Source organism: Bdellovibrionales bacterium, from assembly GCA_019750295.1.
Classification (GTDB): domain Bacteria; phylum Bdellovibrionota; class Bdellovibrionia; order Bdellovibrionales; family JAGQZY01; genus JAIEOS01.
The window spans coordinates 71,585-93,862 of sequence record JAIEOS010000017.1 but is presented as its reverse complement, the minus strand read 5'-3'; the positions used below and the strand labels follow the sequence as shown (position 1 = coordinate 93,862).

Sequence of the window (22,278 nt, the reverse complement as noted above, 5' to 3'; positions counted from 1 at the left end):
TAGTGCCGAAAATTTATTCCTTTCCCGAGAAATATCAAGCGAAAATCGAGAGAGCTTTAGCAAAGCTGGGGTACTCGTTAAATCAACCATCAAAGATTGCCGAATGCGTTCTTTCGCTGTCTCACTTCTATCAAGAGGGGGGCCGAGAAACTCCATGGAGCAAAACCCAGTCGCAAGTGGCCTATCTCAGTTACTTTTTTCCGCTCAATTACGTTCGCCATCTTAAGATTCTCGATGAGGCCAAAAGCCACATTCCCAAGAACACCACCGCTCCTGTGCTCGATTTTGGCTTCGGTTTAGGAAGTAGCCGACTGGCTCTTCTCGATAGCGATTGGATCACCCCGCAAACACCCTACACGGCCATCGAAAAGAGCGGCGCCGCCAAGGAGCTCTACGGCTTTCTCGAGAGCTCGCCCATCCTTCAATGGACCGCCGCTTACGATTCGACTCCCAACTCTCGAAGCTGGGGAGTGATGAGTTATTCTCTCAATGAGTTAGCGACGCTCCCTCGGTGGGTCTCTCAACTGGACACGGTTTTGATCGTTGAGCCCTCCACCCAAAAGATCGGTCGAAATCTCATGGCTTTGCGCTCCACTTTTATGGAGGCCCAATTCGAAATCCTCGCCCCGTGCACCCATCGTGAGGCCTGCCCCCTTCTCACTCACTCGAAGACGGATTGGTGCCATGATCGAATTCACTGGGAGCAGCCCGCCTGGTTTTCTGCCATCGAGGCCCAACTTCCCATTAAGAACAATACTCTCACTTACTCGTACTTACTCCTCAGTAAGTCGTCCCAGAACAAAAATTCAAATGAGGGTCGAGTGGTCAGCGACGAGCTCCACGAAAAGGGAAAAACACGGTGGCTCTATTGTCGCAACTCCGAGCGCGAATACTTATCCTGGCTAGAGCGCGCCGGCCCCGCGCCACAAATCAAACGAGGGGACCTGCCCCAGGTTCGAGTGACAGAAAAAAAAGGAAATGAACTGCGCTTTACACTTTCGTGAATTCAAGGCTCGGAGGCATAGCTCCGGGATCTTTGCGACGATTCTTAATTTGAATCGCCACGAGAATGATCACCGCCATAGCGATCAAAGCCAGTGCCGCAATCGTAGTTGTAGAGCTACCGTCTTTCACTTGAGGCGTGTTGGGTGTCGGTGGCACAGAGGCATCTGGAGCCATAGGTAAAGGCTCTGTGATCCCTGCCGATAAAGCGGGATCATCCGTATTCACCGTCGTACCCGACGTGGTCGGAAGTGGTGTCTCGATATTGGTAATATTTAAAGGAATTTCGGCTTCCTGCTTTGGCTCAGTCTCAGCAACGACCTCGGGCTCTGTGGTTACGGGAGTGGCCTTAGGTGGCGGAGTCTCGCGCACTTCGTTGCCGGTCCAATATTTTATCTTTAACCCTGCAGGGAGCATGGCTTGAGTTTGCAAACTGTCGTTCACCGCCCAAATTTCTTTCCACGCATCGGCATAGCCTAAAAGCTGTTGGCCGATCTTTCGAATATCATCATCATTTTTTGTGGTGTAATACTGAGGAGCATAACGACTGTCTTCAAAATAAGTCATGATGGTCTTTTTATCTTCCGGTCGATTGATCGAATTGTAATAGACCTTATCGCCAGGTTCGATCCCTTTACTGATATGAGGATTATCGGCGAGCAGCTGTGCGGTTCGATCTTCGTTAAAAATTTTCTGACTGATGGTGCCCATGTCATCACCGGGGCGAGCGATGTAAACGGTGTTCATGATACGTTCGTTTCTAAAAAACGGATCCTTACCGATCTTCGAAATAGGAACGACTTCTTTCGCCGCCCGCATGGACGGGAGAGGCGCATCGACTTGGGACACAAGAGGATCGGCCACACCTAAATCATCTTTGGGAACATCGGGCGTAGGATTAATGCTTTCGTAGTCTTCAATACGAGGAAATGTCGATCGAGACGTGACAGGTCCATTAGCGCCGTTATCTTTAGGCAAAGGGACTGCGGGAGGAATATCTTCGGGGTAAGGGGCTTGAACAGCGGTGCCTGCGGTGTCCGCCGAGGCCGGAGGAGGCACTGCGCCCTGCTGAAGTTCCTGCTTGAGATCGTTTTCGGCAAGGACCGGAGGATTATTTCCCGGACCGGACGGAGGCGTGTCCGCATCTGAGAAAAAGTCGTCGTCGGTCGATGAGTCCGTCGTGGAATCGGAAGCGAACTCTTTCCCATCATCCTCGAAATTTGTATCGTCAAAGTCCTCGAGGCCATCATCACTCTCGACATCAAGATCGGCGTTGGTACCAGAGCCTTCCATGTCTTCCAGCTCAGAATTCAATTCCGCTTCGATCGCGTTGTCCTCGGTCTCGTCCTCGCTGGTCGTGCAAGACGATAAACTTAGAGTGAGAAATGGAATAATAAAGAGCAGAGAAATAAGCTTACGCATTCCCCCTATTTTATCGTTTCCAAAGAATGAAAGTAAATCGAGATCCCCAATAGTCGGAGCTCCCTAGACCCACCTCCCCCAAAAATCACACCTTTCGTCCGGTCAGCACCGAAGGCCTCCGGTCGGTACGCCGATACTTTTTGAGAACCGGTGCATTATGAATAATGCACCGGTTCTCAAAAAGTATCGGCGTACCGACCGGACGGATTAGAATTTGAGGGTGGTGAGGAGGTGGCGGGCTTGTTTGCGAGCGGAGTTTTCGTTCGACAAGGTTGGCGTTTGAGGGTGGCTGCGGAGAGCGCCGTCGACTTTGAGTTTTAAAAAATAATCGAGATAAATGCGCACCCAAAAATTTTCCTGCGTTTGCCGGCGAGATAAAATTTCCATTTTATGATCTCCCCACACCTTCTTAAAGTGTTGAGTGAGCTCCACCATCCCTGTCTTTTGTAGCGCACTCACCAGATACACCGGAATATCGGCCGCTCTTAAAATTTTAAGAGAGGACTGGTACTGCTTTTGTGCAATCTCCGCCGCCACTTTATTTTGCCCGTCCACTTTATTGATCACAACAGCATCCGTGCGCTCGAGAACCCCTTTTTTAATTCCCTGCAAGTCATCACCCGCTCCAGGAATCGAGACATAGACAAAGTAATCCACAAGCTGAGCCGCTAAGCTCTCCGACTGCCCCACTCCTACGGTTTCTACAATGACGATGTCATGGCCAGCCACCTCGCACAGGCGAATCGCATCGCGAGTAGCAATGCCAATCCCACCCAAAAAGCCTCGACTGGGTGAGGGGCGAATAAACGCCTCTTCCTTTCGGGACAGATCTTCCATTCGCGTTTTATCTCCCAAAATACTTCCCTGGGAAATATCACTGGAAGGATCAATCGCCAAAACGGCCACGTGATAACCTAACTTAATAAATTCTAATCCGAGTGTTTCGATGAGAGTGCTTTTTCCCACACCGGGAGAGCCCGAGATCCCAATACGAAAACTCTCGGTTTTGACATCCTTAAGAGACTCTAAAAGCTGATCGGCCTCGAGCTGATCTTTTTCGTTTTCGCTTTCCACCAAAGTGATCGCACGCGCTAACGCCAATCGATTCTTCGCTTTGAGTTGAGTGACCAGATCTGCCACTTTCATGAGGACTGACTTTCAATCTGAGAGAGAAGATTCGAAGCCGCCTCTGGCAAATTCGTTCCGGGCCCAAAAATCGCATGAACACCAAAGGATCGTAACGGCTCGTAATCGGAAGGAGGAATCACTCCACCAACGACAATGATCAAATCCGAACGCCCCAACTTCTTGAGCTCTTCCACCAGTTGAGGAACGAGCGTTAAATGCCCCGCCGCTAAGCTACTGACGCCAACAATATGCACATCATTTTCGATGGCTTGCTTGGCCACTTCATACGGAGTTTGAAACAAAGGCCCGATATCCACATCAAAGCCAAAATCCGAAAACGCTGTGGCGATCACTTTTTGGCCACGGTCGTGGCCGTCCTGTCCCATTTTAGAAATCAAGATGCGTGGAGCTCGCCCTAATTTTTGCCGAAGCTTTTCGGTGCGTGAACGCAGTTTTTTTAAAACTTCTGGATCCTGTTTCATCTCTGCTCCATAAACTCCGGAGATCACTTGAGTGGACGCTTTAAAGCGTCCAAAGACTTTCTCAAGAGCTTCGCTAATTTCGCCAACGGTGGCTTTCGCGCGTATAGCTTTAACGGAAAGATCTAATAAATTATCTTCTCCAGTTTCCGCAGACATTGTCAAAGCCTTGAGTTTAGATTTCACCAGGCCTTCGTCTCTCTCGCTCCGTAAACGCTTGAGCTTATCCAACTGCTGCTGGCGTACGGCACTATTATCCACTTTAAGAACATCGACAGTTTCTGTATTTGGGTTTTTAAAGCAATTCACGCCCATGAGGGGCTGATGGCCGGAATCGATTCGCGCTTGAGTCCTAGCCGCAGCTTCCTCAATGCGCATTTTTGGGAGACCCATTTCGATCGCCCGAGCCATTCCCCCACACTCCTCGATCTCTTTCATGTGCGTGCGAGCGCGAGCGATGAGGTCTTCTGTTAAACTCTCGATAAAGTGACTACCGCCAAAGAGATCCACGAACGTCGTCACTCCCGCTTCCATTTGCAAAAGCAGCTGCGTGTTCCGCGCCAACAGGGCGCTAAAATCCGTGGGTAGCGCCAACGCCTCATCAAAGGCATTCGTATGGAGCGACTGAGTTTGACCGATGGATGCGGCGAGGGCTTCTAAAGCCGTGCGCGTGAGATTGTTGTAAACATCTTGAGCCGTTAAACTCCAACCCGAAGTTTGGCAATGGGTCCTCAACAACAAAGACTTGGCTTTTTTAGGAGAGAACTTCTGAAGCTCTTCCTGCCACAACACGCGAGCCGCTCGAAGCTTAGCGACTTCCATATAAAAATTCATACCAATCGCCCAAAAGAACGAGAGTCGCGGAGCGAAGTCGTCGATATCGAGCCCCGATGCCATGCCGGTTTTTATATATTCAAGTCCATCACAGAGCGTGTAAGCGAGTTCCAGATCTAATGTCGCACCAGCCTCCTGCATATGGTAACCCGAGATACTGATGCTGTTAAACTTGGGCATATTCTGCGAAGTAAACTTAAAGATATCAGCGATAATTCGCAAAGAAGCCTGAGGCGGATAGATATAAGTGTTTCGGACCATGAATTCTTTGAGGATATCATTTTGAATGGTTCCCGAGAGTTGATCGAGTGCTACTCCCTGCTCCTCCGCCGCAACAATATACAGCGCCAGAATGGGAAGAACGGCTCCATTCATCGTCATTGAGACACTCATTTTATCAAGCGGTATGCCGTCAAAAAGTTCGCGCATATCAAGAATCGAATCAATAGCGACGCCGGCCATTCCAACATCACCGCTCACCCGTGGATGATCGGAATCGTAGCCACGATGAGTGGCCAGATCGAATGCGATGGATAAACCTTTTTGGCCACCGGCTAAGTTTCGACGATAAAAGGCATTGCTCTCTGCGGCCGTCGAGAATCCCGCGTACTGACGAATAGTCCAAGGTGACGAAAGATACATCGTCGGATACGGTCCCTTGGCATAAGGGGCTCTCCCGGGAAATGAATGGGAAAATTGCGAGGCGTGAGGCGCGTAAATATTTTTATAAGGGATGGACTCGGCCGTTAAAAATTCCTGCGCTGGAGAGTCCTTCACTTTTCCTTGGGGCGCGGACCATTCTATGGAGCTTACATCGAGTCTTGCCATTACATCTCCACCAAATCTTCTTGCAGTTGTTTTAAAAATTCGAGCGCGTTGGATGTCATTTCGAGATAACCATCAAAGGTCGATTCGGCTCTGGCGGTGCCGACATACCAGACCTTTTCCACTTTACGCTCGCGAAGGGCGGTCAAAATTTGGCTTTCGTTCTCGGCGCTGCTCGGAAGCACCAGAGTCACCCGAGTCGGACTTAATCTGCGTTTCGTATCGCTCGACAGATCATCGAGAGTCATCCACTGAATAGAAAATGGAGCTAAACCTAACACCATTTTTAACCACTCCATCCGTTTTTCGCTGATGGGCCCCGCACCTTTCACCACTGTCACTACAGGATAGGTTTCGTTTTTATTCTTATAATCATCCATTCGCAGTTGGATTTTTTCCCAAGGGTAACTGAGAGCTTCAACGATGAGCGGTTCAACACTTAAAAAATCGTCCTCGTTTTTCTTTAAAAAGAGCGGATCAATGATATCTTGCAGTTTCACCACCGCCGTCGAGCTACGACTAGGAACATTTTGCGAAACAAACTTGTTCACCCCTAGAATCAATTTGCTAAGGTGAGCCACTTCTTCCTTAGATCGCTCGGCCGACTGTCGCACGTCCGATTGCAACCACCCGGAGCGAATCGCTTCAAATATCCCACCTTTGCCTTCGATATCTTTAAAGGCTCTCCAAGCTTGCTGACAAAGTACATCCACCGTTTGCGAAAACAATGGGCTGCCGTCAAAAGGATTAGAAACTCGATCCAAAACGCCCTCTTGAGTGAGCAGCAAAGGAATATTGGTCGAAACACGAAGAGCCTCGGGATCTTTTTGAGCGCGAAGAACATCGTAGGGAATGCATTTAAAACCATGAGCCCCACCCAATATGGCCGAAAAACTCATCAGCGTGAGACGCATGATATTGTTCCACGGATCGCGCCCACTAAAACATCTTAACGAAGGCAATGCGTAGACCTCGATAGAATCTGCCGAAAGTGTCCCGCCAAAAAGTTCGCACACCTTGAGCCAGACCTGTTTTAAAGCGGTGACTTTAGCACTCTCGATCAAAACATCCGTACCCATCGATAAGCCAAAGGTGATCCGAGGAATCACTTGGTCGACCGTATATCCGAGATCGAGGAACTCCTGAACCGTATCGAAGGCCAAAGACGCAAGAATTGCGATCTCACTATGAGCCTCCGCACCTGCCCACTGGTACGAGGCCGAGCTTAAATAAAACCAACGCACGCGCGGATCGTGAAGCTGTTCGTTTTTAAAAATCACATCCCAATTTTTATAGGGGCGCTTCAAGATCTCCCCGCGAGTGAGTCCAAAAGAACTCGGACTCCAACCCATATTCAAATGATCCACTTGATCTTTGCTTGCAGAAATAAAATCATTGTCGGAGTTCGATAGCTCGAATGCAAAAGGCTGCGAAAGGAACAACGACTTATTTTTGACGGCGCTATCACTAAGCACAATCTTAGCATCTTCGAGTTGTTTAAAGCGAAGGCCTATCGAGGGGGATGTGATCCACTCTTCCATTTTCGATTTTTTGAGATCGGAGTAGTTTTGAACCGATAGAAAACGGGATGCTCTGGCCGTCTGTTGCTGATACATCGACGGAGATATTCCCTGGGAAACGGCTTCAATATGTTGATGATGAACGATGTTTTTAAGGAGCGTCGGAGCGGTCTCTAGCTTCAGCGCTTTTTTAACGTCCTCAATCCACTGTTCTTTGGCATGGGATAGACTTGATGGCTCCATAAGTGAGGGCCATCACACCATTAAAATTCACTGATTTCAATAAAATAAGCTGATCACGGCGAGACTAGCGAGATGAGGCCTTCCGAGGCCCTTGCTCGGGAGCCACTCGCTGGATCTCATCGACATAGGGTAATGAACACAATGAGGACAGGCTGGTCTCTTTGTAAAGTAATTCAATGAGTTTTCTTGTTACGGCGCCTGACCAATTGGCCCAGAGGCCGCTCGTCGGTACATCTTCGTGCTTAATATTTATCGTTGAACTACTAAAGAATGGGATACTCAATGTGAATCCGTCTTCACGATTCTTCACCCAGTAATCTTTTTGCCGATCAAGGAGCCACTGTTTAAGTTCGGTGGTTTTTTTAGTACTACATTGAAGTTCTAAACTGAGCTTCTCAAGAATAGGATCGTTGATATCTTTAATTCCGTTATCAAATGCCACTATGTTATTTTCAAAAACAGATTTCATAGCCTTAATGCGATTGGCTCGGTTAAACGTGGATAATGCACTGATCACGAGTAATATATCACTTCGGGAAACAGTTGTTTTCTTCGAAGTTAACCAATCCATCCACTCCGGAACGCCGGAATTCACCCAAAGCTTAAAAGCTTTAAGTGCCGCGAAACCCGCCGACTGGCCCAACTTAACTTCAGCGACAAGAATGGCCGGGACTGTCTTGTAGCGAATGATATACGCAATCAAATTACTTTCGAACTCCGGAAACTGGTTATATAAAAAACTCGCCGTCGCCGGAGGCAAACTCTCGCGGATGACCTTGCGAATGTTTGGTGTAATGTGAGCCAATGCTTTCTTATACTCCTCCGAATCAATCTCGTTATTTTGATCCGCATCAAAACGTAAAAACAAACTCTCGCTGTACTGAATGATCGACCCTACAAAGCGCATCGTATCGGTCTCGGCCGGTTCGTTGACGATCAATCCCTGGCGAGCCGCCTTCTCCAAGCTATTTAAAAGCTCGTTAAGACCCTCAGGGCTCAAAGTCTTGGTATATTCCTTTAGGCGCGGAATGGTCGAAAAGAACAAGGACTCATAATTTCTATGAAGTTCTTCTCTAAAACAAAGCGCATCCAGTTTAGGGAAATCAAACACATCGACCAGTCCCTGAATTCGACAGTTCTTAAATTCGTTCTCCATAATGGCGACCGATTTATTACCCGTAGTAAACGTAATTCCCAGGTATTCAACGATCTCTGGGAAATCAAATTTATCTGCATCCGCTCCGATAGAAGTAAATAAATTTCCTTCCATAAAAACGTTGCGTCCAGAATTTCTCGATCGAGGATCCACCAACTTAAGATTAATACCCAGTTCTCGTAACCATTCATAAAGCTGCTGAGTTTGATCCTGAGTGATGTAATAGTCGACCGTTTTTTCCTTCTTCCAGTTCTCATTGAAGGGACGAGTAAAGATCGAGGTTAATGTGTAGATCGAGTTAAAAATGACCAAATCTTTGTACTTAAAGTCTTTCGATCCGATGACGAGATAGTCTTCCCAATGAGTATGGGTGATCGAGTCCATAGCCTGCTTCATCGCCATGACATTTGCCGACTGAGCCACTGTCGCCTCAGAATTTAAACGAATGGAATTCCGATGACGAACACCAACGGCATTCACCCAGAGTTGACGTTCTTTCCAGTCATCGACAAGCTTAAGGAGCACGTTCACATTCTCTGCGGTGAGCGCGGTGCTCTTACAACTGTTGCCGCAGTTTCCTGAACTCAACCAGCGGCCAAAGAATTCGGGGATCATCATTTTGAGAGTCGAAGCACTCAATGTTTCGGAGAGCGAACCAATCCTCAAAAGTGTGTCGATCAAATCGTCGAAGTAAATCGTCGAAATCCGCCGCTCAGGAGATTTGTGGACGGCGTTGAGCAGAGGGACAAAAATGTTTCTCTGCACATTGTTCATAGACTCCACAACGTGGCGTCCTTCGTAAACCGTATGGTTCTTAATCAACGGCGTGATTAAACCAGGGAAAATAAATATCGAGGAAAGATCTTTAAAGAAGGTGGGCTCCTGCAAAAATTTCTGGAACTCGATATAACCAATGTACATCTGAGCCAAACTTTCGGCGGCCAGCGGGAAGCTTTGAATGTTGAGATTGTCGCGACGACCGGCGGTCAACATCGCCTGGAGCGAGTTCACCAGATCCAAAGTCTTCGACCACGTGGTGCTGCTGTCTCTCACGTCTTCGGTAAAGTACCCCACTAAACGAGTGAGAGAGTCATAATCAAAAATTCCACTGTCTTTGCGCTTCAGTTGCGTGAACTTGCGCACCACGACTTGGAGTCGCGCCGACGCCGCTAAAAATTCGGCGCGATCATCACCCTTGCGCTGAGAGAATAATAGGTGGCGATCCTTAGCCAACACCGCCAGGTTTTCGTAAATAAAATCCACGTAAACCATTAGATCCTGTAATTCCGCTTTAGTGACAGAGTACGGGGTGCCGCCAATTAAAGAATGTTTAAGTCGCACCACTTCGTCCATAAAGCCGGGAGGATACGAGTAACTCGTAAAAGCTTGAGCGAGGAAATCATGGATTTCCATCGTGGAATAAGAATTCCCCTGAGCGCCCTTGGTGTGCTTTAAGAAAAGCTCTACCGCCGAGCGCACGCAGGCCTTCATATCGATGAGATCTTTTTCGATCTCTCGGTCGCCGCGCTTAAGATCAAAATAATCTTTAAACAATTGAGTATTACCTTCGATGCAACTGACGCCGGCCTTTTCGGAAATCGATAGATTGTAGGAATTTTTCTTTTCTTCTTTGTCGTCGAAGAAATAAGAGCATCCCACTAAGCTGAGTACAGCGATTAGAGTTAGGAACTTAGAATACATACTTCACCCCCACTTGCCCTCTATCCTTATTAAGATAGTTGACCAGTAAGTTATTGTAAACCTGCCCTGGATCGCGCTGGCCGCCAAACAGGTCCGTCCGCGCAAAAAGGCTCAGATTCTTAATCGGCATATAGGTAAAGTCTGCAGATAATAGAGATGTCTCGGCTTTATAGTCGTAAGCCCAACGAAATTTCGTTTTAAACAGGAAGCCATGGGGACGAGGCGCAAAAACCGATGTGATTCGAATATCAGCGGCATTGTCATACTGATTGCGATAGGAATAGATATCGAGATTGGCTCCGCCACCTAATCCTTGCACGTCGATAGAGTTATTGAAAGTGCGAATACCGCCAAACTCAAGCGTATGAAAGGAAGTGATCTTGGTCAGAATATTTAAACCCACTTTATACTGATCACTGTAATCTGGATAAATCCACGTGGGCTGATTCACATCAAACTCAGTCTGGCTTTCGGAAAGGCCCGAGGCCGTAATCGCCCAGGAGTCTCCTCGATAGCCTAAGTCTAAAGTGGCCACGCGATGCTGAGCGACCTGAGGGTGAACCGCGATGTCTCCATCCCCCGTCCCGATATTAATGGTTCCCTCAAAGGGCAATGCCAATTCATTTTTTGTTTTCTGGAAATAGGCCGTTCGCATCCAGTACGCATCATCGGCACTCTTCAACAGAACGTGGGCTCCCCAGCTCGGTTGGAAAACCACATCACTCACTTCCGGAGTTTTAATGTCATACTTGAGATCAAAGGCCGCGCCCGAAACATTCAGAATATCCACCGGGCGAGAGAACCAAGGGTTCCCCGACGTTAATTTTCCATCGATCACGCTGAAGGACGGGCCCTGCGTAGGAACAAACAGATAAGTGGCGAAAAGGCCCATTTCCACATTGGCGTTCGGCTTGTAATCCACGAACACCCCGGAAAGCCCTTGGAGCTCCGGGTTCACGGCGTCCCAGCGAAACAGAGGCTGGACATCTCCAAGCAACCAATATTCGTCGAGCGTAGAGTAAGTTCGAATTTTTCGGCCGACCGTGACTTCAACTGAACCCAAGCCTTTGTAGTGCCAATAGGTTTGAGGAATGACAAAGTAGTTCTCGGCGCGCTCTTGGCCCACCAATCCACCGCCCCCGAGCTCAAAGTAGACGTCGTAGTTTTCTTCGCTGCCTAAAAGTTTAAAACGGCCGTGCAATTGCCCGTTGGTGTAATCCTTGGACGACGGCTGGAAATACCCATCCCCCATCAGGGAAAGATCAAAATACTGCGCGAAGGACGCGGCAGAGCAGGGATTGGCGAAAGACATCCCAAGGATCGTAATAAAAGAAAACTTTATGGATCGAATCAAACTAATGGCCTCCCCAAATATATAAGGCAAGATCCGTTCCCGCAGAGTCCAATATGTGAGAGAGGGAGGCAACAAAAACTCTATTGATGCTCAAAAAAGACAAATTTTGGCAATTCTCGGCATAATTATTACAATGAGGTCAGTAAACATAAGAAATTCTTATGGATTTTTCGGTGCTAAAACCACAAAAGGATAGGCATTTTTATACGCGGAGTTAGCCTCGATCCAGGCTTCCATAGGGGGCTCTAGAGGGATCCAGCGATCGCTTTCTTCCACAGTCTCAAATCTCCAAGAGAGCTTGCGAGTTCCAGCGCTCCATAACCACTGCCCATCCCAAACTTTATCAGCGTTATAAGTCCCCGCCGTCGAAAAACTCCAATTTCCATAAAAACCGCTGACATTGTTCCATTGAGCCAAGCGTTCCTCGATGTCGAAGGTCACGTTGCCACGAACATGCTTGATCACGAGGGGTTCGCGAAACTCCCCGAGGAGAGAGGCCGGGAGCCACTCAAAACTATGCCCCGAAGCCGAAATCTTGGCGCTCTCGATCTGAGCTTTAAATTGCAGATGCCGATCATCTAACAATTCCGCCACAAGAACACCCTGCTTCGCTTCAACCCCGTTTGAGACATACTGCTCAATGCGGATCGACGCGGTCAGAACATCCAAACCATTCACTCCCGCAGAAAATTCACTGCTCATATTGAGCGACGAAATCTGACCGTTGAACATCAGCAGCTGGATCTCTGGAGACAAGGTTAATTTTTCGATGAACGCGCTTCCGTGTCGTCGGCGAAGCTTCTTGTTGTATTCAAAAGCGAGAAGGCCTTTAAAATTTCCGTCTTTGATTTTTACCGAGCGCACGAAGTATTGGTAGACGCCGTCGACATATCCCGCATCAACTTCGATGGATTCGATCACTTGCAACTTACGTCGATTATTCCGAGAGAAAATCACCTCGGCATCAGCTACCGAAAATTTTGCAGCCCATTTGCTGTCTTTAAAGTCGATTGTCGCATTCCATACGCCCAACCCTTTAAAGATCCCCGTGAGCGGAAGATCCTGCGCTCCCTTGATGGCGTTGTTCATATTTAAGTTTTCAACGACGACTTTGAGATTGGCCGGCTTTTCGATGGAATTGATCGTCTCGTTAATCACCTTGACGGAGCCATTCGGACCATCGATCATGCACTTCGACACTTTCCACTCTGTCGAATTCCAATCTTTCTTTGCGGCGTGAATTCCTAACTCACAATTGAGCCAGAGGTACTGAAAACTCCAAGACGTTTCGAGCCACCGATTCAGGACACTGACGGGAAACTGCTGCGACGCCAACTGAAGATCCACCGTGCCCTGTTGATCGATCGTGAAATCAACCTTGAGATGTCCTTCGTCAAAACCCAAATTCGCTTTGATAGTGGCTTTTTTATCTTTACTGGAAAGATCGGCGCGAAGATTCGAGGCAATGCGCTTATTTCCTTTTTTGAGCTCCATGTTATAAAATCGCAGTTCGCCTTCGACAGACTTTTGAGTGGAAAGATAAGCCTCACCTTCCGCCGTAAATACCTTATCTTTGAGATACTGAACCTTGATTTGGATGTTTTGAATGTCGACGTTTTTAAAGGGAATTTTTGTTGTCAGCTCATCTTCTCGCTCGAACCATCGATCCGCAGTTTTAAACCACTTAGGAATCTCTTCAGCAATCTTTTGAGGTGTCATCTCTTGCGACGGATTTTCCAAACCCTCTTCGGTACTCTCTTCGGTGATCAGTTTTTGCGGATAGCATTCTCTCACTTCATTCAAGAGAATCTGCAGATGGGAAACCTTAAGTGTTTCAACTTCGGCCTTCTGCGCCAAAAGTTTCGTCCAAGACAACGGTAAAAACACATCTTTCGCCTGAATATCGACGTCAAAACACCGAGACTTTTGCTTGATCTGTTTTTGAGTGGTGATCAAAGGAATCCGGGCACCGATCACCGGGATTCCCGAGCGGGAGAGCAATAATTCCGGAGGGGAAACCATCACGCCATGCTTTTGCGCCTCTGGCGAGAGCTCGGTCCACTGGTCGAGAAGGATTCTGTGCACTACACTTTTGGCAAAAAAGCCGAGGGCCGCGCTCAAAAGAAGATACGTAAAGAATCTTCTAAAACCTCGGCTGAAATCGACATTTTGCTTCATTGTGGCTTCATTCGTTGCTGCGGATTATTCGAAGTAAAAATCGAGGATTTCGAACTCTTTGTCACCCTTTGGACTTTTCACATGAACTTCGTCACCTTTTTTCTTACCGATCATTGCGCGTGCAATCGGAGACATGACAGAAATATAGCCTTGTTTGACATCAGCTTCATCAACGCCAACGATTTGATATTTAAATTCTTCATCGGTGTCCCGATCGATCACCTTAATGTGAGCGCCAAATACAATGCGATCGCTGACGATTTTTGACGGATCGATCACTTCAGCACCTGCCAGTTTAGCTTGCACCTCAATAATACGACCTTCGACCATCGCTTGACGTTCTTTAGCTGCGTCATATTCCGCATTTTCACTAATATCGCCCTGAGCTCGTGCCTCTTCAATGGCGCGAATCACAGAGGGGCGCTCCTCATGAATTAGCCTTCTCAGCTCTTCTTCCAACATTTTTTTTCCGCGAATTGTAAGCGGTAGTACTTCAGACATGGGGCCTCCCAAGAATTTAAAAGGGTACGTTATATCCAAACTCGTTGAAACTGTCCATAAAATACGTTTAAATACAGGAATGCTTAAGAGCCTGGTTTCACACATAAATAACGCCCAGTCAGTGATTTTGACCACTCACAAACAATGTGATGGAGATGGCCTCGGCGCACAATTGTCAGTTTTTCACGCATTAAAATCCATTGGCAAAAAAGTTCGCGTTCTCAATGTTGACGCTACCCCTAATAAATATCGATTTTTAAACCCGGATGAACATATCCAATATTTTGATGCTCATTACGACAGTATCGAGCCCACAGATTTGGCTTTGGTCTTTGACACCAACGACAAACGACTCCTGATGCCTCTCTATCCGGAGCTCGAGAAGAAATGTAAAAATATTTTGTTTATTGATCACCACCCGGTCTTAAAAGCGGGACCTGAACCGACCCCGGGCTCGTTTATCGACACCACGGCGGCCAGCACCGGCGAGATCGCCTACGATATTATTAAAGCTTTAAATATTCCCATGAACCGAGACATCGCCCGCGCTCTGTACACAAGTATCGCGTTCGACACGCAACTCTTTCGTTATGTTCGAAACTCCAGTCGCTCTCATGAAATTTGCGCCGAGCTTTTAAAATACGAGTCCGAGCCCAGCCTTATTCACAAACATTTGTTCGGGAATTTTTCGGCGAAGAAACTAAAATATCTTTCTAAAGTTTTATCGGAAATGGAGTTTTTCCATAACGACCGACTAGTGTTTTTGCATATTCACCTCGAGGATCTTCAAAAAATGGGATTGCAGGTGGATGATAGTCGAGATCTCGTCGACATGATGATGAACGTGGAGACCATCGAAGTCGCTGTTGTGATTCGTGAGGATCAGCCGAATTCATTTAAAGTAAGTCTGCGCAGTAAGGGCACCTTGCCCGTAAATACTTTAGCCGAATCCCTGGAGGGAGGAGGTCACGTGTTTTCCGCAGGAGCCTCAGTCACGATGAAGGCGAGCGATCTCAAAAAAAGAATCATCGACCACTTTCATCAACTTCTCTAACTGATCCATCACTCAAAGCGCGCCGTTATTCTGAGCGGAGCGAAGAATCTCGTCTACGCCTCTATCCCAAGTAGGCTTTTAAAACCCGCTCGACATCAGGCAGACAAGTCCCGCAGCCGGTGTTGGCACTCGTGCGTGCGCGAACTTGCTCCACCGTATGGGCCCCTAAAACAATGGCCCGCTCGACGTTCACCTGTGGAATTTTTCGACAATGACACAATTCCGGCTCATCATTCATGAGCGGCCACTGGTCTTGGATTTTTAATGAAAGTTCTTTAAGGATAAGATCCTCCGAAGTTTTACCTGAGGGGGGATTCAAGGGATTTTTTTGCCAAGTTTTGAACTTATTTAAAAGCTCTAAACTTCCTACCACCTTCGAACTTATAATTTTCCCGCCGTCGCAGACCACCTCGATTTGGTCCATACCAAAAAATCCTGCCTTAAGTGTTCTTTGCATGAGTCTCTCCAAAGTAGTGATTGAACCATTCATTGCGAGGATAAGACATCCACATTGCAACAGAGAAGGCCGCGAAGAAGGGATAAACGTAGTATATCCGCTGCTGAAAGATCGACAAGACTATTCCCAAAATACAAATGAACTGAACGAGTAGTAATTGTAAAACCACAGCGGTCAACACAGCTTCGCGCCGTCGTTTGCCTTCGAGAGCCATAATTTTGGTCTCGCGAAATTGGGTATAATTCCTAAAAAAACGAGTGCCGTAGAAAAAAGTAAATACCCCGAGCAATGTAAACAGCACGGAGGGCACCACCGCGTGAGTTGGCAACTCCGCCGTCATAAATAGAGGTAAACCATAGAAAGTGTAAAACGAAGTTTGGAGCAGGATGACCCACCATACTCCGCGCGACATTCGCAAGAGTGATTTTTGATAACTGGAATTGGGCTTTGGCTGATCTTTTAAAACGTCGTCCATAGGATAATTTTATTGTACCTTTACCCATGAATAAAGCGTAATGTTGTGACGATGAGTATTACGACGATTCACAGCTCAAATACCCTCGGTGCACAAACCATGGCGGAAAAGATCAGTGTTTCGCAACTGCCTGCCATCGAAGATAACTATATTTACGTGATTCACAACCATTCGAACGGGAAAAACATCGTGGTCGATCCTGGAACTGCGGAGCCCGTCGTCGAATTTCTGACCTCTCAAAAGCAGAATCTCGATGCCATCATCATCACTCATCACCACTGGGACCACGTCGACGGCGTGGAGGACCTCGTCGCAAAATACCAATCTCGGGTTTATGCCTTTGAGTATGATCTCCAACGAGTGCCCGCGGTCACAGATAAAGTTTCTCCCCCGCATTCGGTGGAAGTTTGTGGCCTTAAGTTTGATACCGACACCATTCCCGGGCATACTTTGGGTCACATTTGTTATTACCTGCCCGAGCACAAATATCTGTTTTCCGGGGATACTTTGTTCTCCTTGGGATGCGGCAGATTATTTGAAGGCACCGCAGAGCAAATGCTGTCGAGCCTCATGAAGATTCGACAACTCCCCCAAGACACCACTATCTTTAGCGCTCATGAGTACACCGAAAAAAACACCGAGTTCGCTCTTTCTTTAGAGCCAAACCATCAGTTACTTCAAGGTCATCTCCAAGAGGTCCGACATCTCCGTCAGGCAGGAAAACCAACCGTACCCACGACACTCAGTCACGAGATCTATCTCAATCCCTTTTTACGGTGGGATGATCCCGATCTCAAAAAAGCCATAGGAATGGAATCCGCTAACGATCTCGAGGTTTTCACTCAGCTTCGACGCCTTAAAGATATGTATTAAAGGTGAGTGTATTTTGTATTTTTCCCGTAGGACTTTTCTACGGGATATTTGGCTTCGTTCTTTTGGAGTTTATGGGCGAGCGCCTGTTCGAGATCGAAGTTATTCATTTGGGCGAAACGCAGGACAAAAAACAGGACATCTGCTAACTCGTCGGAGATGTCTGATCGAATTTTGGGATCATTCAAAAGTTTGGGACAGTCTTGATCTTTGACAAAGCGGAAGATTTCTAAAAGCTCCGAGCTTTCCGTCACCGCTCCAATCGCTAAATCTTTGGGGCCATGAAACTGATCCCAGTTGCGGTCTTCGCAAAATTTTTGCACCTTTTGTTTAAGAGCCTCTACGGTTGCGGATGTGTCCATTACGATTTTTTCCAATTGAGCTTTTTGAGAGTTTCGCGAACTTGATCTTCGATGCCATTTCTAAAGCAGACAAAGTTATGATTCAAGAATTGGGGCTTTGCATATTCCAGCGGCTGCAGGGTGCTGATGTTCCAAACCTGACACCCGCCCTCTTCGAGGATGATTTGCCCGGCCGCCGTATCCCACTCATACGTTTTTCCAAAGCGAGGATAGAAATCCACATCCCCGCGCGCCATGTATCCCATCTTTAATACGGATCCTACATCGTGGACCTTAACAATATTTAAGGCCTCCATCAGTTGAGTGCCGTGGGGATGCCGGTGGAATCCGGTACTAAAAGCGGTGAGCTCATAGGTGTCACGATGATTGAAGATGGGCCTCCCGTTCTCGAAGGCTCCCACCCCTTTTTCCGCGGAGTACATAAGATCCATCGCCGGGAAGTACAAAACACCTGCGACCGGTCGCTTGTTGGAAATTTTCGCGATAATCACCGCGAAAGAATCATTATGCTCAATAAAATAGCGTGTCCCATCCAGCGGATCGATGATAAAAAAATCGCCCTCGGGGGGAGTTTCTGGATAATTCTCCTCGGTGACCACGGGAATTCCAAGGGGCGCCAACTTTTGAATGAGGAAGTCGCTCACATCGAGATCCGCCTCTGTGACTGGGCTGTCATCGGGCTTTGTGATAATTTTTAAATTGGGCTTCTTGTAGTACTTTAACAAGCGCTGACCCGCCTCTTTTGCCGCAACCTCAATAATATTAAGTACTTTGCTCATTTTCCTCACTTGCCTGCTCAACTGTTTCAACGGACTCAAAACCCTTTAAAGTTTGAGCTTGATAATCCTGGGCGTAAACTCTATAAATGTCTACTTCACTTTTAGATCTAGAGCGAGAGGTAAATTATGGCTAAAAAGGGCAAAATCCGAGTAATTACATTAGAATGCACTGAAGCACGTAAAGAAGGCGTTCCTCCTTCTCGCTATGTGACAACTAAAAACTCACAAACGCATCCCGAGCGCCTTGAGAAGAAGAAATACAATCCAAGCCTCAAGCGTCACACTGTTCATAAAGAAGTTAAGTAAGGCGCTGGTCATCAGAGCGAAGCGAGAGATCTTTCGCTGCGCTCAAGATGACGATCAAAGGATAGAGTGTAAACTCTACCCTGCTTTTTTCTGAGCGATATATTCATTCACATGTCGCTCAAGAATATCTAAGGGCACTGCCCCGTTTTCTAAGACCACCTTGTGGAAATCCCGAAAATCGAACTTTTGCTGAAGCTCTGCTTGCGCGCGCTCGCGCAACTCGTAGATTTTTAACATTCCGACCATGTACGCCGTGGCCTGGCCGGGCCAAATGATAAATCGTTCGACCTGCTCCACCTGCATCCCCTGAGACACCGGAAGATTTTCGGCGAAAAAATCAATCCCCTGCTGGCGGGTCCATTTTTTATGATGGATCCCTGTGTCCACCACCAATCGGCAAGCGCGAATCATTTCCATAGAGAGACGACCCAGCTCGGAGTAAAGATCTTTGTATCCGCCCATGTCTTTACCCAGGCGCTCGGCATACAACCCCCAACCTTCGATAAAGCTGGTGTAATGAGTATAGCGGCGGAGCTTTGGAAGTTCTTTAAGCTCGATGCTCAAAGCAATCTGAAAGTGATGCCCAGGAATCCCTTCGTGGTAAAATAACGCTTCGTTTTCGAATTTAGGAGCATTTTTAGTGTCCTGCAAATTGACATAATAAATGCCTGGTCGAGATCCATCATCCGATGGGCCGTCGTAAAATGCTTTCCCTGCTGAGGCCTCACGGAACTTTTCCACCGCGCGAACTTCCATCGGAGTTTGCGGAATACGACTAAAAAATTCGGGAACCTTTCTACTGATCGAAGCTTGGAAGGCCTTCGCTTGATTTAAATACTCTTGCTTTCCTTTGGGAGAATTGGGGTAGTACTGCTTAGGATCTTTGCGTACAGATTTAAAAAACGCGGCAAGATCTCCTTTAAATCCCAATTTATTTTTGACTGCGATCATATCGTTGCGTAAGCGTTCGACGTTCTTAAGACCCATTTCGTGTATCTGATCGGCCGTCATATTCGTGGTCGTAATACGCTTAAGATTGGTTTGATAAAACTCCGCGCCTCGAGGAAGCTTCCACGCCCCATCATCCGTCGTCGCCCGTTTTTCCTGATCCTTCATAAATGCGATCAGCTCCTCGTAGGCCGGCTTGACGTATTGAACCAGTGCCTCTTCGGCTTGCTTGACCAGTTCGCCCTCTTTAGTTTTTTTAGCACTATCGCCATCTAATTTCAGTTTTTTCGCCTTTGCTTTAAAGTCTGCCAATAGCGGGGATTCTTCTTTCCCCTTCTGAAAGGGGCTTCCAAGAATCACTTTTTGTGAAGCCTCGATCACGTAAGGAAATACAAAGCGAGGAGGAACCACGCCGTGAGCTTCCGACGCTTTTAATCTCACAATGGTTTCCGAGAACACGCGTTTGAACTCTTTCAGTCGAACGATATAGTCGACCAAATCTTTTTCGTTATCGACCTTATGAGTATTGATCATAAAAACAGGAAGATAAGTGTGAATTCCGCCCTGCTGATTGACGCGATAGCGGTGATGTCTCCACTGATGATCCTGAAGGCTTTCCTCGGCGGCTTTCAGCGCCAGATCATAGCTCAGTTGGGCTTGAGAGTTCATGGCCGAACGATCGAACGTTTTAAGCTCCTTGAGATCCTGCTTTTCCATTTCGTGCATTTGATTCTGGAAATCTTCGGTATAGTTATCGAGCTCGTTATAGCGCTCTTTAATTCCAAAGTCGGCGAGGCCCTGAGGAGACATCTTGAGATATTTTTCGAAGGTCAAATCGAGATAGCGATTGAAACGCGTGGACTCATCACCCTCACCGACGTCGGGCTTTTGGACTCCCGAGCACGACACAAACACAAAACTCAATAAAATAAATGAAAGCTTTTTCACGATCCCTCCGAGGAAAAAGCTATCCTACAAAAAATCATCCGAAGGTGCCAGACGCCTTTTCCAAGAACGCTGCGTCTGGGAATTGAACGGCGTACCCCTTCATGGAGCGGTGTATCTAGGGGATCTCTTCGAGGATCAGGGTTTTATCCAGTTCTCGAACGAAAGTGACTCTGAACTTTGTGCCCGGGAGAAACAAAATCTCTGGACCTTGACCAGTGGGGTCCAAGAAGCCGACATACCTTCCGCTCGTGCTATGAATAATAGCCCGGTAAATATTTCGACCGTCAGGATTGGCTCGCTGCAAGTCTGCTACTCCGAAAGCAACACTGTGTCTCTTAAGTGTGAACTCATCACCGCGCTTCGCAAGATGAGCGTCTTGCTCAAAGATACGTCCGTAAAAGGAACCGCGACGTGTGGGCAATTGAGGGATAACGTTTTCTGAAACGACCATCTCCGCCACATCGGCCACATCAATTAATCTGGAGAGACTCGGGCCTTCAAACAACGGCGAGACGTGTTTGAGATCCATCTGCAGATGAGCGGCGTCCTCTTTACTTAATCCGTACTCTTTGAGGTAAGCCTCCGTCCAAGCCTCTCGCCGATCTTGGAAGCGTGTCACATCTTCGACAAGCCGATCAAAGCGAACGCCGACAGCGATAAAATCCTGTCGTAAACTTCGGGCCTCGTTCCGGAGATGAAGAAGTGCTGTGGCCATAACCTGGAGGTGCTCATCGATCAGAGTGTCCCGAGAACTGCGATCCATGTTCAAATCGACAAACACCGGATCGTCTCGGCCAATTTTCACTCGGGCCACAACGGAGTCCGGAATCTCTGACCACATCTCCGTGGGCTCAAACCGATGGCTTCGAATCATAGCATCGACCAATTCCTCGGCACGATTGAGATAACGTTCTAGTTTTAACTGATAGTTTTGAATCTTACGAACGATCCCGGGAACTTCTCCAGACCGGGATTCTAAATTCATTTTGGAAGCATATTTCAATGCGTGCCTTTGCAACACTTCGATGACTTTGATCACACCCATATGGAATTTTTCTCGGTGGGCCGCTTCTCCCTTCAAGGGCATCAACGCGAGCGGTTTAAACTGACCCATGATCTCCATATCCAAAAGTGTTTTGTGTGCGGAGGCCTTAACCACCGCTTCGAAAATTTCTCCCTGCATAACGACATCATCGAAAGGCTTTTCACCGTTAATGGAAATAAAACGACGACCTTTGTAAGTATGAAAAATGACCGAGCTCTCTCGACCGTTGTTCGAAAAGTAAAACGTGGTTCCAATTCCCGATTGGTCATAAAGAGTTCTGAACCATGCCGGAAGATTGTTGTCTTTACGAACGCCGGCGATCCTGAGATAATCTCTGCGCACACCCTCCGCGGACGCTGCCGCAAAGATGGGTCGCTCCTGCACCCGCTCGACCTCAAAGCCCAACTCCTCGAGCTGCTTCTGAAGTCGATTGTTCAACTCATACTGAAAGATTTGCTTCTCCGCGCGCGTCGCAAAGATATCGTGACACTGTAAAAGTGCAAAACTGTTCCACGAGAAGATGGAGATCCCAAAAAACGCGACGACCCTAATAAAAATGTGCATAGCCAGTGATACCAGATCGCCCCACAAAAGATGAGAGGCGACGAGAGACACGGTATTTTTTACCGAATTGACTAAACAGACAACAAGACGAGCTCGTCAATCCCAAGGAAAAACGAGCTCGGGCGAC

Annotated in this window: 18 protein-coding genes; 4 read left to right on the top strand and 14 right to left on the bottom strand. The window is 47.5% G+C overall.

From position 1 onward, the window contains the following. Positions 1–2 precede the first annotated feature (2 nt). Positions 3–1,004, top strand: coding sequence for a small ribosomal subunit Rsm22 family protein (locus tag K2Q26_04845; GenBank protein MBY0314821.1), 1,002 nt, complete (start codon positions 3–5; stop codon positions 1,002–1,004). Here the strand turns inward: K2Q26_04845 and K2Q26_04840 are convergent. The 8 genes from K2Q26_04840 to greA form a co-directional block, all read right to left on the bottom strand. Then, positions 991–2,424 carry a hypothetical protein gene (locus K2Q26_04840; protein ID MBY0314820.1) on the bottom strand — a complete coding sequence of 478 codons (1,434 nt, stop codon included), beginning with the start codon at positions 2,422–2,424 and terminating at the stop codon, positions 991–993. The two genes, K2Q26_04845 and K2Q26_04840, sit on opposite strands and share 14 nt — an antisense overlap. 207 nt (positions 2,425–2,631) lie before the next feature. Then, positions 2,632–3,570, bottom strand: coding sequence for a methylmalonyl Co-A mutase-associated GTPase MeaB (meaB, locus tag K2Q26_04835; GenBank protein MBY0314819.1), 939 nt, complete (start codon positions 3,568–3,570; stop codon positions 2,632–2,634). After that, the gene (gene scpA / locus K2Q26_04830; protein ID MBY0314818.1) at positions 3,567–5,693 is read right to left on the bottom strand and encodes a methylmalonyl-CoA mutase; all 2,127 of its coding nucleotides are present in this window, start codon (positions 5,691–5,693) and stop codon (positions 3,567–3,569) included. The genes meaB and scpA overlap by 4 nt, the downstream gene beginning before the upstream one ends. Beyond that, a complete protein-coding gene (locus K2Q26_04825) occupies positions 5,693–7,453 on the bottom strand; it encodes a hypothetical protein (GenBank protein MBY0314817.1) in 1,761 nt (586 codons plus the stop codon). Before K2Q26_04825 ends, scpA begins: the two co-directional genes overlap by 1 nt. Positions 7,454–7,517: 64 nt before the next feature. Further along, positions 7,518–10,310, bottom strand: coding sequence for a hypothetical protein (locus K2Q26_04820; GenBank protein MBY0314816.1), 2,793 nt, complete (start codon positions 10,308–10,310; stop codon positions 7,518–7,520). Next, a complete protein-coding gene (locus K2Q26_04815) occupies positions 10,300–11,664 on the bottom strand; it encodes a hypothetical protein (GenBank protein ID MBY0314815.1) in 1,365 nt (454 codons plus the stop codon). Before K2Q26_04815 ends, K2Q26_04820 begins: the two co-directional genes overlap by 11 nt. A 159-nt stretch (positions 11,665–11,823) precedes the next feature. Then, positions 11,824–13,842: a hypothetical protein gene (locus K2Q26_04810; protein ID MBY0314814.1), complete on the bottom strand. Its 2,019-nt coding sequence runs from the start codon at positions 13,840–13,842 to the stop codon at positions 11,824–11,826. A 24-nt stretch (positions 13,843–13,866) separates the two neighbouring features. Continuing rightward, complete coding sequence (gene greA / locus K2Q26_04805) at positions 13,867–14,343, bottom strand: transcription elongation factor GreA (protein ID MBY0314813.1); 477 nt, start codon at positions 14,341–14,343, stop codon at positions 13,867–13,869. A 79-nt stretch (positions 14,344–14,422) separates the two neighbouring features. On the opposite strand from greA, the gene K2Q26_04800 reads away from it, so the two are divergent. Continuing rightward, a complete protein-coding gene (locus K2Q26_04800; GenBank protein MBY0314812.1) occupies positions 14,423–15,397 on the top strand; it encodes a bifunctional oligoribonuclease/PAP phosphatase NrnA in 975 nt (324 codons plus the stop codon). Between the two features lie 61 nt (positions 15,398–15,458). On the opposite strand, the gene K2Q26_04795 is transcribed toward K2Q26_04800, so the two are convergent. Continuing rightward, positions 15,459–15,854 (bottom strand): (2Fe-2S)-binding protein, encoded by a 396-nt coding sequence (locus tag K2Q26_04795; protein MBY0314811.1) that lies wholly within the window; start codon positions 15,852–15,854, stop codon positions 15,459–15,461. Then, the gene (locus K2Q26_04790; GenBank protein MBY0314810.1) at positions 15,838–16,329 is read right to left on the bottom strand and encodes a hypothetical protein; all 492 of its coding nucleotides are present in this window, start codon (positions 16,327–16,329) and stop codon (positions 15,838–15,840) included. Before K2Q26_04790 ends, K2Q26_04795 begins: the two co-directional genes overlap by 17 nt. 45 nt (positions 16,330–16,374) lie before the next feature. Between K2Q26_04790 and gloB the strand changes: the two genes are divergently transcribed. Continuing rightward, entirely contained in the window at positions 16,375–17,202 is an 828-nt protein-coding gene (gloB, locus tag K2Q26_04785) for a hydroxyacylglutathione hydrolase (GenBank protein MBY0314809.1), read from the top strand. On the opposite strand, the gene K2Q26_04780 is transcribed toward gloB, so the two are convergent. Beyond that, positions 17,199–17,561, bottom strand: a complete 363-nt coding sequence (locus tag K2Q26_04780; GenBank protein ID MBY0314808.1) for a nucleotide pyrophosphohydrolase — start codon at positions 17,559–17,561, stop codon at positions 17,199–17,201. The genes gloB and K2Q26_04780 overlap by 4 nt on opposite strands. Next, positions 17,561–18,340, bottom strand: coding sequence for a 3'(2'),5'-bisphosphate nucleotidase CysQ (locus K2Q26_04775; GenBank protein MBY0314807.1), 780 nt, complete (start codon positions 18,338–18,340; stop codon positions 17,561–17,563). The genes K2Q26_04780 and K2Q26_04775 overlap by 1 nt, the downstream gene beginning before the upstream one ends. A 126-nt stretch (positions 18,341–18,466) precedes the next feature. Between K2Q26_04775 and rpmG the strand changes: the two genes are divergently transcribed. Continuing rightward, a complete protein-coding gene (gene rpmG, locus K2Q26_04770; protein MBY0314806.1) occupies positions 18,467–18,646 on the top strand; it encodes a 50S ribosomal protein L33 in 180 nt (59 codons plus the stop codon). Between the two features lie 75 nt (positions 18,647–18,721). Here rpmG and K2Q26_04765 read toward each other — a convergent pair whose 3' ends face one another. Both K2Q26_04765 and K2Q26_04760 read right to left on the bottom strand, forming a co-directional pair. Then, the gene (locus K2Q26_04765; protein MBY0314805.1) at positions 18,722–20,542 is read right to left on the bottom strand and encodes a DUF885 domain-containing protein; all 1,821 of its coding nucleotides are present in this window, start codon (positions 20,540–20,542) and stop codon (positions 18,722–18,724) included. 115 nt (positions 20,543–20,657) lie between these two features. Beyond that, positions 20,658–22,151, bottom strand: a complete 1,494-nt coding sequence (locus tag K2Q26_04760) for a hypothetical protein (GenBank protein ID MBY0314804.1) — start codon at positions 22,149–22,151, stop codon at positions 20,658–20,660. Between the last annotated feature and the right edge of the window lie 127 nt (positions 22,152–22,278).

Excerpts from the sequence above, each read along its gene's own strand:
- K2Q26_04840 (MBY0314820.1), bottom strand. The coding sequence starts at position 2,424 with ATGCGTAAGCTTATTTCTCTGCTCTTTATTATTCCATTTCTCACTCTA.
- meaB (MBY0314819.1), bottom strand. The coding sequence starts at position 3,570 with ATGAAAGTGGCAGATCTGGTCACTCAACTCAAAGCGAAGAATCGATTG.
- scpA (MBY0314818.1), bottom strand. The coding sequence starts at position 5,693 with ATGGCAAGACTCGATGTAAGCTCCATAGAATGGTCCGCGCCCCAAGGA.
- K2Q26_04825 (MBY0314817.1), bottom strand. The coding sequence starts at position 7,453 with ATGGAGCCATCAAGTCTATCCCATGCCAAAGAACAGTGGATTGAGGAC.
- K2Q26_04820 (MBY0314816.1), bottom strand. The coding sequence starts at position 10,310 with ATGTATTCTAAGTTCCTAACTCTAATCGCTGTACTCAGCTTAGTGGGA.
- K2Q26_04810 (MBY0314814.1), bottom strand. The coding sequence starts at position 13,842 with ATGAAGCAAAATGTCGATTTCAGCCGAGGTTTTAGAAGATTCTTTACG.
- greA (MBY0314813.1), bottom strand. The coding sequence starts at position 14,343 with ATGTCTGAAGTACTACCGCTTACAATTCGCGGAAAAAAAATGTTGGAA.
- K2Q26_04800 (MBY0314812.1), top strand. The coding sequence starts at position 14,423 with ATGCTTAAGAGCCTGGTTTCACACATAAATAACGCCCAGTCAGTGATT.
- K2Q26_04795 (MBY0314811.1), bottom strand. The coding sequence starts at position 15,854 with ATGCAAAGAACACTTAAGGCAGGATTTTTTGGTATGGACCAAATCGAG.
- K2Q26_04790 (MBY0314810.1), bottom strand. The coding sequence starts at position 16,329 with ATGGACGACGTTTTAAAAGATCAGCCAAAGCCCAATTCCAGTTATCAA.
- K2Q26_04780 (MBY0314808.1), bottom strand. The coding sequence starts at position 17,561 with ATGGACACATCCGCAACCGTAGAGGCTCTTAAACAAAAGGTGCAAAAA.
- K2Q26_04775 (MBY0314807.1), bottom strand. The coding sequence starts at position 18,340 with ATGAGCAAAGTACTTAATATTATTGAGGTTGCGGCAAAAGAGGCGGGT.
- rpmG (MBY0314806.1), top strand. The coding sequence starts at position 18,467 with ATGGCTAAAAAGGGCAAAATCCGAGTAATTACATTAGAATGCACTGAA.
- K2Q26_04760 (MBY0314804.1), bottom strand. The coding sequence starts at position 22,151 with ATGCACATTTTTATTAGGGTCGTCGCGTTTTTTGGGATCTCCATCTTC.